Origin of the sequence: Arthrobacter humicola (genome assembly GCF_039531445.1) — a bacterium.
Classification (GTDB): domain Bacteria; phylum Actinomycetota; class Actinomycetes; order Actinomycetales; family Micrococcaceae; genus Arthrobacter; species Arthrobacter humicola.
In genome coordinates this window covers 255,843-265,832 of record NZ_BAAAQB010000029.1, presented here as the reverse complement: position 1 = coordinate 265,832, position 9,990 = coordinate 255,843, and the positions used below count along the sequence as shown (strand labels likewise).

At 63.0% G+C, this 9,990-nt stretch carries 10 protein-coding genes; 6 read left to right on the top strand and 4 right to left on the bottom strand.

Going from position 1 to position 9,990, the window contains the following annotated elements; genetic code table 11:
* The coding region (locus ABD243_RS10685) for an aldehyde dehydrogenase family protein (protein ID WP_344365201.1) at positions 1-401 on the top strand (401 nt) is incomplete at its 5' end.
* A gap of 25 nt (positions 402-426) precedes the next feature.
* On the opposite strand, the gene mmuM is transcribed toward ABD243_RS10685, so the two are convergent.
* Positions 427-1,395: a homocysteine S-methyltransferase gene (gene mmuM, locus ABD243_RS10680; protein ID WP_344365198.1), complete on the bottom strand. Its 969-nt coding sequence runs from the start codon at positions 1,393-1,395 to the stop codon at positions 427-429.
* 205 nt (positions 1,396-1,600) lie between these two features.
* Between mmuM and ABD243_RS10675 the strand changes: the two genes are divergently transcribed.
* Genes ABD243_RS10675 through ABD243_RS10665 form a run of 3 tightly spaced genes read left to right on the top strand, consistent with a single transcriptional unit; the run spans position 1,601 to position 3,608 of the window.
* Positions 1,601-2,050 (top strand): YqfO family protein, encoded by a 450-nt coding sequence (locus ABD243_RS10675; protein ID WP_116766431.1) that lies wholly within the window; start codon positions 1,601-1,603, stop codon positions 2,048-2,050.
* On the top strand, positions 2,047-2,799 hold the full coding sequence (locus ABD243_RS10670) for a cyclase family protein (protein WP_344365194.1): 753 nt from the start codon (positions 2,047-2,049) through the stop codon (positions 2,797-2,799). Before ABD243_RS10675 ends, ABD243_RS10670 begins: the two co-directional genes overlap by 4 nt.
* 50 nt (positions 2,800-2,849) lie before the next feature.
* On the top strand, positions 2,850-3,608 hold the full coding sequence (locus ABD243_RS10665; protein WP_344365191.1) for an IclR family transcriptional regulator: 759 nt from the start codon (positions 2,850-2,852) through the stop codon (positions 3,606-3,608).
* Here the strand turns inward: ABD243_RS10665 and ABD243_RS10660 are convergent.
* The 3 genes from ABD243_RS10660 to ABD243_RS10650 all read right to left on the bottom strand — a co-directional run bounded on the left by ABD243_RS10660 (position 3,605) and on the right by ABD243_RS10650 (position 7,127).
* Positions 3,605-4,405 (bottom strand): IclR family transcriptional regulator, encoded by an 801-nt coding sequence (locus ABD243_RS10660; protein ID WP_344365188.1) that lies wholly within the window; start codon positions 4,403-4,405, stop codon positions 3,605-3,607. The two genes, ABD243_RS10665 and ABD243_RS10660, sit on opposite strands and share 4 nt — an antisense overlap.
* Before the next feature lie 37 nt (positions 4,406-4,442).
* Positions 4,443-5,606 carry an alanine racemase gene (alr, locus tag ABD243_RS10655; RefSeq protein WP_344365185.1) on the bottom strand — a complete coding sequence of 388 codons (1,164 nt, stop codon included), beginning with the start codon at positions 5,604-5,606 and terminating at the stop codon, positions 4,443-4,445.
* An 81-nt stretch (positions 5,607-5,687) separates the two neighbouring features.
* Positions 5,688-7,127, bottom strand: a complete 1,440-nt coding sequence (locus ABD243_RS10650; RefSeq protein WP_344365182.1) for an amino acid permease — start codon at positions 7,125-7,127, stop codon at positions 5,688-5,690.
* Positions 7,128-7,428: 301 nt separating this feature from the next.
* Here ABD243_RS10650 and ABD243_RS10645 point away from each other — a divergent pair, with 301 nt between their 5' ends.
* Positions 7,429-8,481, top strand: a complete 1,053-nt coding sequence (locus ABD243_RS10645; protein WP_344365179.1) for a homoserine dehydrogenase — start codon at positions 7,429-7,431, stop codon at positions 8,479-8,481.
* A complete protein-coding gene (locus tag ABD243_RS10640; RefSeq protein WP_344365176.1) occupies positions 8,474-9,886 on the top strand; it encodes an aldehyde dehydrogenase family protein in 1,413 nt (470 codons plus the stop codon). The genes ABD243_RS10645 and ABD243_RS10640 overlap by 8 nt, the downstream gene beginning before the upstream one ends.
* The last annotated feature ends 104 nt before the right edge of the window (positions 9,887-9,990 follow it).

Genomic DNA, 9,990 nt, shown 5'->3' with positions numbered 1-9,990 from the left:
CCGGCGGTTCCCCCGTGGACGGTCCCGGCTACTTCTACCGGCCCACCGTGCTCGCCAACGTCCCGAACGACGCCGCGATCCTGGGCCAGGAAATCTTCGGCCCCGTCGCCCCCGTGACCACCTTCGCCGCGGAAGAGGACGCGATCCGGCTGGCCAACGCCACCGAATACGGGCTGGCCTCCTACGTCTACAGCCGCGACTTCAACCGTCTCCTGCGCGTGGCCGAACAGATCGAATTCGGCATGGTCGGCTTCAACGCCGGCGTCATCTCCAACGCCGCCGCCCCCTTCGGCGGCGTCAAACAATCCGGCCTGGGCCGCGAAGGCGGCTCCGAAGGCATCGCCGAATACACCACCACCCAATACATCGGCATCGCCGACCCCTGGGCTGCCAAGGGATGACGCGGGGCAGCCATTACCGGCCCCTTTAGGGATTTACGGACAGCCTGGCCACGGCGGCAATGTCCGCCGGGGTAGTTCGACAGCACCCGCCAACGAGCCGGGCGCCAAGTTCACGCCAGATGGGGGTTCCTTCCGCAAGGCTTGAGGGCTGTTTACTAGCGGGTCCCGCTAGGGGGTGCGCCGTCGCGGCCGGCCGCCATGTCTTGGTGACTGCGTCGTAGCTTTCGCCCGAATTTGGATAGGCGATGAGGGGCGTATCGGTGGCTTTGCCCAGTGCCTCCAAAGAAGGCGAGACCAGCTCCAGCGGCACACAGTTCACGCCGATTGCCGCCACGAGCGGCTGCTCTCTGCACAGCAGAGCCACGTGAGCCAGTGGCGTACCGTCGCTGATGTGCCCTCCGTCCCGCAGCGTGAAGGAGAGCCAGGATTCGACGTCGAACTCCCCTATGAGTGTCAACAGGGCCTCGGCCTCAGCCAATGAAGGCAGCGTCTCACAGGCAAGGAGGTCCACTCCCGCCTCCACCAGTGCCGCGATCCGAGGCCGGTGGAACTCCAGGAACTCGTTTCGGCCGAGAACGTAGTCACCCCGGTATTCGGATCCGTCCGCGAGGTACGCGCCGTAGGGCCCGACCGATCCTGCAATCAGCAGGGGGCCCGAATCCGGGTTTTCGGCCAGATACTCGCGGCGCGCCTCGTCGGCCAGGCGCACACTCAATGCCACCCGTTCCAGGGCCTCTTCCTCGCCAATGCCGCGCCGTGCAAAACCCAGGGGTGTGGCCTGATAGCTCGCTGTGATGGCGACGGCGGCTCCGGCGCGGAAGTAATCGCGGTGTACGCGTTTGATGAGCTGGGGTTGCTCCAGAAGGACTTTCGCCGACCACAAGGGGTCTCCCAGGTCGCAGCCATGCGCTTCAAGCTCGGTGGCGAGTGCACCGTCCACCGTCAGGTTCGCTCCGGCGTCGAGCATGCGTGAAAGCTTGCTATCAGTGGGCATCGTTAGGGCTCCAAGCGGTTCGGGTCGTTCTTGCCTGCCGGCCGGGCGTGCACCTTATGGTCCGGCAATGAAACGTAGCACAAGGCAGCGACCTCCGTCCGAATGATGTGCGTAATAAGCATTTTTTAATGCTTGTAATGACCATCACTCTATGCCACCATGGCTGTCAAACACGTTTTGCGACCCGCTCAGGAAGAGGCTTCCCGTGAAAATTGAAATGAAATCAGTCCGCAAGCTGCGCGTGCATTGGCCCATAGCGCCGGAAACCTTCTCGCGGCTCGCGACTGGCGATGTGGAAGCCTTCACGGATGAAGCGGGCATCGCGGCCCTGCTACAGGCTTTGTCGGATTCCCCCGACTTAGGGGACTTTGGCAACTACCGGCATGTCTTCGAATCCGGCCTGGGTTTCGAGGGATTCACCTGCACGGAAGGCGCCAACCCTACTTTGGGGCAAGTGGGCCAGCGGACAATTTCGCCTACCTTTGTCTGCACGACGTATTTCGATGCCGCGCTCGATGACGCTGCCGTGGAACGGTTCCTGGAGCACATCGTGGAGATCCACCCCTGGGAAGTACCGGTCATCGAACTGGCAGGGCCCATCAGCGTCTCCAGCACTGCCCTTCCGGCAGTCCTTGAGTGCGAGGCCGCATCATGATTGAAGCAGCAACGACCGGACTTTGGGACGGCTTGCAGTCGCTGCTCGCAGGCAGGTCCTTTACCGACCTCACGCACGCCTTTCACCCCGGCCAGCCGCATTTCCCGGCATTCCCCGATGAAACCCGGGAGACCGTTTTCGATCTGGACAGGGGCGACGGGTTCACCGCTCACCGTTATTCGATCATCGGCCAATGGGGAACACACGTTGACCCTCCCTCGCATTTCATCCGCGGGGGACGAACCCTGGACCAGATCCCTGTCGAGGAGATGGTCCTTCCGCTGGTCGTCCTGGACATCACCGCTCGGGTCACCGCCAATGCCGACGCCACCCCCACGATCGAGGACGTTCAGGCGTGGGAGCGCCGCAATGGTGCCATCGCGCCCGGGTCCTTTGTGGCGTTGCGGACAGGGTGGAGTCACCGTTGGCCCGACACTGGCGCCATGGCAAACAGGGATGATGAGGGTGTCAGCCACACGCCGGGATGGTCGCAGGAAGTCCTCTCTTTCCTGATCGAGGAGCGCTCAGTGACTGCCGTCGGGCATGAACAGACGGACACGGACCCGGGGAGTGCGACGTCCCGCCAGGATTTCAGCCTGGAGACGTATGTCCTGGCGCAGAACCGGTGGCAGATCGAGCTGATGGCAAATCTGGAGGGACTTCCGGAAGCGGGCGCAGCCCTCGTTGCGAGCTGGCCGAAGCCGCTGCAAGGCAGCGGTTTTCCGGCCCGGGTCTTCGCCATCCACTAGGACACGTTCGTCCAGTGACTAGAATCGGTTCCATGTCTAAGACGTCCAGCATGGGCCGGGGAATCATGGCTGTCCTAGCGGTGGGCGCCCGCAGCGCAGGAGGCCTGCCCGGCGGAACGGTCGCTGACATAGCAGCCGACCTGGGTAAGGACCGCAGCCAGGTTTCGCGCAGCCTGCGGACCGCCGAGCAGGAGGGATTTCTGGCACGCGGAGAACACCGGTCCTACACCCTGGATTGGTCGCTGCTGACAGACGCACAGCTATTGACAGACCAACGGCTGCAGACCGATGGTGTGACCGCCTTGGAAGGCCTGGCGGGTGAAACTGATGAGGGATGCTTCCTTGGCATTCTGCGCGGCGACAGTACGGTCACCATCGGTGAGCGTGTTCCGGAAAGTAGCAACATGGTCGGTTCCTGGCTTGGCCGGCCCTACCCGGCCTTTTGCAGTGATGCCGGCCAGGCACTGCTGTGGGAAGCGTCGGACGCCGAGGTCCAAACCATATTCTCCGGCGTTCCCTTTGTGCGCTATGGCCCCAATACTCCCCTTGACGTCGAGGACTTCCTGACACGACTGCGCGGTGCGCGGCACCGGGGGTATTCCATTGTCGATGAGGAAGCCGAGCCAGGGCTGTACTCCCTGGCCGTTCCGATTCACGATTTCAAAGGCGACGTGGTGGCAGCGCTTCAGGTCGTGGGCCCAAAGGCACGCTTGGAGCCAAAGCGGGAGTTCTGCGCCACAGCTCTCAGGTCTTGGGGAAAGTGGCTCGAGTCGGCGCTGGGCCATGCGGTACCGGAGAACCACCTTTAGCCGGCACGGTCCTTCCGGCCCGCGGCGCCCCGGATGCGGCCCTCGCAGGATCCCAGCCGTTCGGCCGCGGCCGTGAGGGCCTTGACAATGTCATCGATGCCGGATGCGATCTCAGCCCGGCTGCCCAGGACGCTGAGCGCGGCAAGAATGGATCCCTCAGCAGTGCGGACCGGGACAGCGAGTTCGTAGACTCCGTGCTCGAATTCTTCCTCCGCGACAATGAAGCCCCGGGCCCTGTCCCGTTCCATCAGTTCGGCGACTTCCTGGGGCGAATGTGCCGCTCCCGGACCGCCCACTCCGATGAAGTTGACGTCCTGGAGGAGGGTTTGAACGGCTGGCTGCTGCTCGTCCCACAGCAGCGCCCGGCCGGACCCGGTACACCATACGGGCGTCACCATGCCGGGTTTCACGAAGCTTCCGGGGACCGCGTCATTGCTGGAGGCACGCAGGAGAATGACGCGGAAGCCCTCGCGGACGGAAACTCTCGCTCTCAGGCCGAAAGAAGCCACCAAGGCCTCAAGTTCGGTTCTTGATTCGCGGACCCAGCCGGCATTCAGCGCTGCGGCAAGGCTGAAAAAGCGCGGGCCGGTTCGGAAAGGTCCGCGTTCGACACGTTCCAGCAGTCCCAGCTCGCACAATTCCTGCGTCAGCCGGGAGACACGGCTTTGTTCCATGTCCAGCTCGGATGCGAGCTGGGAAACGCCGAGAAGCCGCCTGCCCCACTTCTCCCGGTCTGCGACCAGCCGAACTATTCGAAGCCCTTGGGCCATGGACGACGCTTCCGAGGAAGAATCCATGCTCCATGCCCCTTCCGCCCGATAACTACGCCTATTCTCACATGTGTTCGTCGTTGACCAGGACGCGGTTTCCTTGTGCCCACACGGTGTAGAGGTCCGCGAGTATCGCTGAGTTCGCTGCTTCCAGTTCAGCGGGAGCGATTTCTGCGCTTCCCTGCCGCCCGAACAGCACGACTTCGTCTCCAGGGGAAACGTCCGCCACGTCGGTGACGTCGACAACCATGGAATTCATCGAAACGACGTCGACAATGGCGGCGCGGCGTCCGCGGACGAGCACGCCGCCTTGGCGGGCCAGTGCCCGCCGGTAGCCGTCTCCGTATCCTGCTGTAACTGTCGCCAGTTTGGAATCCCGGTTCAGGGTGCGGGTTAGCCCGTAGCCGACCTTAGTTCCGGCTGCGTAGCTGTTGATGGACGCGATCCGGGCCTTGAAGGCCAGGCACCGTTGGAAGTGCCCTGCTCTCGGATCCGAATCGCCGTAGAGGACTGCCCCGGCACGGACCATGTCCAGCCACGAGCCGCGTACGTGCAGGGCGGCGTAGGAATTGGCGCAGTGGAGCAGCACGCCCTCCCGCGGAGTCCCGGTCAGGTGGAGCAGCGTTAACGCTTGGCTTTTAAATCGCTCAAGAGCTGTTTCAATATGGCCGTTGTCGTCCTTGGGGAAATGGGTCATGATCCCGGCCAGTTGAAGTCCAGGGTGGCTCACGATCGCGACCGCAGAGGCGCGTCCAAGTGCGGACGAGACGTCGAGGCTGTGCCTGCTGATGCCGGAAGAGTTGATATCGAGGTGGATGCGGACCAGCTTCCCGGCTTCGGCAGCGATCTTATGCATCTCCCACGCGCTCTGCGGGTCGGCAACGAGTTCTTCGATGTCGTGCCGCAGACCGGCCTTGATCTCTTGCGGCGCCGCGGCCCGGACACGCAGGATCCGTCCCGTAAAACCGCAGCGGCGTGCGATGGCAGCCTCTTCGTTGCTTCCCACTCCCACGAAGGGAACGCCCAGACGAACAAGGGACGGCAGCAATAGCCCAGCTCCGTGCCCGTAGGCATTGGACTTGACCACTGCACACAGGAGCGCAGTGTCATCGATCATGGTCAGGAGGTTCCGGACGTTTGACTCGAAAGCGGCGGCGTCAATCTCCAGCCAGCTGCCGGCGTCCTGGCCCGAACTGCGCATGTGGTGCATCAGGTCTTGTGAAGTCATGGTTTATCCGTTGAACAGCTTCACGGCCGGGGACGAGAGTCCCCGGCCGCGAAGCTGAGTAGGCGTTGGTTGATGATGGCGTCAGGAAAGCTGGTCGGTGCGCGTCTTGCGTCCGTATTTGAAGTAGAAGAAGGCGTAGCAGGCGCCAACAAATGCAACACCGAAATAGAGGGCTGCTACCTGGTTCGGGTCAAAGGCGATGCCGACGAGGGAAATGAGGCAAAGCGAGAAGGCCAGGATCGGCACCAGCGGGAACAGCGGGGCCTTGTACGGAAGGGCAGCCACATCGCCGCCGTTCTTGACGAAGGACCTCCTGTGGAAAAAGTGCGAGGCGGTGATGGACATCCAGACCCCGACGACGGCGAAACCCGCCACAGAGACGAGAGCCAGATATACCGTTTCGGGCGCCACGACGCTGCTGATCAGTGACGCCAGGCCGCCGAGCATGCTCACCGATAGCGCGGTCATGGGGATCCCCCGCCGCGTCAGCTTCTTCAGCGCCCGGGGGGCGTGCCCCTCGTCGGCAAGGGAGTAGAGCATCCGCGCGCAGGAGAAGAGCCCGCTGTTTCCGGCCGAAAGGAGTGCAGTGATGATGACGAAGTTCATGATGTCGGCGGCAAAGGGAATGCCGATGGATGAGAAGACCGTCACGAACGGGCTCTCATCCAGTCCCACCTCCGCGAAAGGGATGGTGGCGGCGATGACAGCGATTGCCCCGACGAAGAAGATCAGCAGACGGATCACTGTGCTGCGCATCGCTTTGGGGATGCTGGTGGCGGGATCGGCCGTTTCGCCCGCCGCCACGCCGATGAGTTCAGAGCCGGAGAAGGCGTAGAAAACTGCCAGCGCAGTGACCAGGACACCGGCGAAACCATTGGGGAAGAGACCGCCGGAGGTGTTGAAGTTCTCAAACAGGAAAGGGTGGTTTGCCCCCTCGCTGAGCGGGTGGAAGCCGAGCAGCGCCGCGCCGCCGAAAACGATGAGGACCAGGATGGCGCCCACCTTCACGATGGCGAACCAGAACTCGGACTCGCCAAAGAACTTCGACGAAACTGCGTTGAAGCCGAAGAGGACCGCGGCGAAGATGACGCACCAGACCCAGACGTCAACACCCGGGAACCACCGCTGCATGAGGAGACCGGAGGCCGTGAACTCCGATCCGATGGCCACTGCCCAGCACAGCCAGTAGAGCCAGGCGGTGGTGAAACCGGTGGCCGGCCCGATCGACCTCGCCGCGTAGATATGGAAGGCGCCTGAGACAGGATAAGCGATGGCCAGTTCGCCGAGGCACGCCATCACCAGGTACACAACAAAGGCGCCGATGAGATAGGCGATGACAGCCCCGAGGGGCCCGGCCTGGGAAATGGTGTAGCCCGAGCTCAGGAACAGCCCGGAGCCGATCACCCCGCCCATGGCGATCATGACCAGATGCCGCGCCCCCATGGACCGCCGGAGCCCGGAGTCGGTCGACGGTGGAATCGTGGGCTGTGGTTCTAGCTGGACGGACGATGAGGGTTCCATGGTTTCTCCCGGATGAGTGGACAGGTCTGATGCGAAGGGTGCGCCCGACGCCCCGGCGTGCGGGACAGGCCGCCTCGAGCTGCGCAGCACCGATAGTGATGAAAGTAACACGAAAACCACTTTTTGGTCATTAAAAACATTTAAACATGCCTATGTTGCACGCAGGTTACCTCAAGGTGTAGATGCCGAATCGGCAGTCAGATGGTCAATTCGCCCTGTTTTTCGGTCACAATCACATGCACTGACGGACATGGAATGCAGACAGCATTGGAGGACCGATGTAACTGATTGAAGGAGCACCATGACCACCTACGACATTGCGCTGATCGGCTTTGGCGGCGTTAACAGGACGCTGGCCGAACTGATCGCAACACGCGGCGAGACACTTCACACCGATCTGGGCTTCGGCCTGCGGGTCGTGGCCATCACCGACCTGCGCCTGGGCTCCCTGGTCCAGCCCGAGGGCATCGACCTATCCATCGCCCTCAAATTGGACGGCGGCAGCGAAACCTTCGCCAAGTACGGCGGATCCACGGACACCAATAACGAATCCGTTATCCGCAACTGCACCGCTGACATCATCTGCGAGGCCACGTTCACGAATCCCGACGACGGTGAGCCAGCAGTTTCGCACGTGCGGTGGGCACTCGAATCCGGCAAGAGCGTCTGCACGACGAACAAGGGCCCCGTTGCCCTCCGCGGCGCCGAGCTGACCGCCCTGGCCGAACAGAACGGCGTGCACTTCGAGTTCGAGGGTGCCGTCATGAGCGGCACCCCCGTCATCCGCCTCGCCAAGAAGATGTTCGAGGGGCTGAAGCTGAACGGCTTCGAAGGCATCCTCAACGGCACCAGCAACTATGTGCTCGGACGGATGGAGGCCGGACTGGACCTCGACGCTGCCATCGGTGAGGCACAGGACCTCGGCTACGCCGAGGCAAACCCCGCAGCAGACATCGAGGGGTACGACGTTCAGCTCAAGGTCCTCATCCTCGCCAATGAGCTGCTCGATGCAGGCATAGAACTCAAAGACGTCCAGCGACAGGGGATTTCGGCCGTGACGCCGGAGAATATCCGGAAGGCAGCCAGCGAGGGACGCCGGTGGAAGCTCGTCGGTGCAGCGCGGCGGAACCCGGACGGGTCAGTGACGGCAGGCGTATCCCCCGTAGCACTCCCCCTCGACCATGGTCTGGCAGGGGTTTCCGGCGCGACCAATGCCGTGTCGTTCGACACCGACCTTCTGGGCGCGGTGACGGTCTCAGGACCGGGGGCCGGCCGTGTGGAGACCGCCTACGCTCTGCTCTCTGACATCATCGCCATGCACGCAGCCGGGACGGGAGTAGTTGCAAATGCCTGAATCCACACTGTGTTCGACAGAAACCGCGCTGCCGCAGTTCCGCGATGTGACGAGCCCCTTTGACGGCAGAGTGGTCGGCGCGGTTTCGCTGACCGAATCCACTGCCGGCAAAGCCGTGATCGAAACGGCCCGCATCGGCGCCCGGAAAGCACGGGCACTGTCCCGCAACGCACGCGGGAAGATACTGGACGGCGCCGCAACGGAGATTGAGAGGCGCAACGAGGAGTTCGCGCAAACCATTGTGTCCGAAGCCGGTAAAACAATCCGTCAGGCCCGGAAGGAAGTCCTGCGCGCAGTCAACACGCTCCGCCTCTCCGCTGCCGAAGCACGCCGGAACGCAGGCGAAGTCATCCCTTTTGACTCGTACGAGGGCTCGGAGGACCGCACCGGGTGGTACTCGCGCGAGCCCTTGGGCATCATTGCCGCGATCACTCCGTTCAACGACCCCCTCAACCTGGTGGCACACAAAATCGGGCCCGCAATCGCGGGAGGAAACGCCGTGATCCTCAAACCCTCGGCCCTGACGCCCCTATCGGCCCAGATGCTCACGGACGCCCTCGTGAACTCCGGGCTCCCGACGGAAGCCCTCACGCTTGTTCACGGCGACCGGGAAGTGGCCGAAACAATCATCAGGTCCCGGGACGTAAGAATGGTGTCCTTCACCGGGGGGTTCTCCACGGGTGAGAGTATCGCCCGCACCGCGGGCCTGAAGAAGCTTTCCATGGACCTTGGCGGAAACGCTCCCGTGATCGTCCTGGACGACGCCCACATCGAGAACGCAGTGGAATCCTGCGTCTCCGGAGCGTTTTGGGCCGCCGGGCAGAACTGTGTGGGAGTGCAGCGGATCCTGGTAGCCGCCCCGGTGTACAGCGCGTTCCGCCAGCGCTTCCTGGAGGCAACGGCACAGTTGGTTACCGGAGATCCACTGGATGAACTGACGGATGTCGGGCCGATGATCAGCCCCGCTGCCGTGCACGGGTTGCAGTCCAAGCTTGACGAGGCCCTCGACGCCGGCGCTGTCCTTCTCGCAGGCAATGTCACGGACGGCAACGTGCTTCACCCGACCGTTCTGGAAGCCGTCCCGGAAGACAGCCGGTTGTGGACGGAGGAAGTTTTCGGGCCGGTGGTCATGCTTCGAAAATTCAACACCTTCGAAGAGGCCATCGACGTCGCCAACGCCATCGATTTCAGTCTCCACGCCGGCATATTCACCGACTCCCTGGCCAGGGCCATGGAGGCAGCCCACCGCCTCGAAGCGGGCGGCGTCATGATCAACGATTCCTCGGACTACCGGTTCGACGGCATGCCGTTCGGCGGCGCCAAGTACGGAAGCATGGGCAGGGAGGGCGTCCATTTCGCGTATGAGGAGATGACCCAGCCAAAGGTCATCTGCATCAAGAAATGATCGAAGCGGAGGGGCGCGGCCGGCCCTTGCGCCCCTCCACTTCCACCGAGTAAGCAGCACCCAACTACGCCACCACCCACACTTTCACGCAGAGGATCGAAACC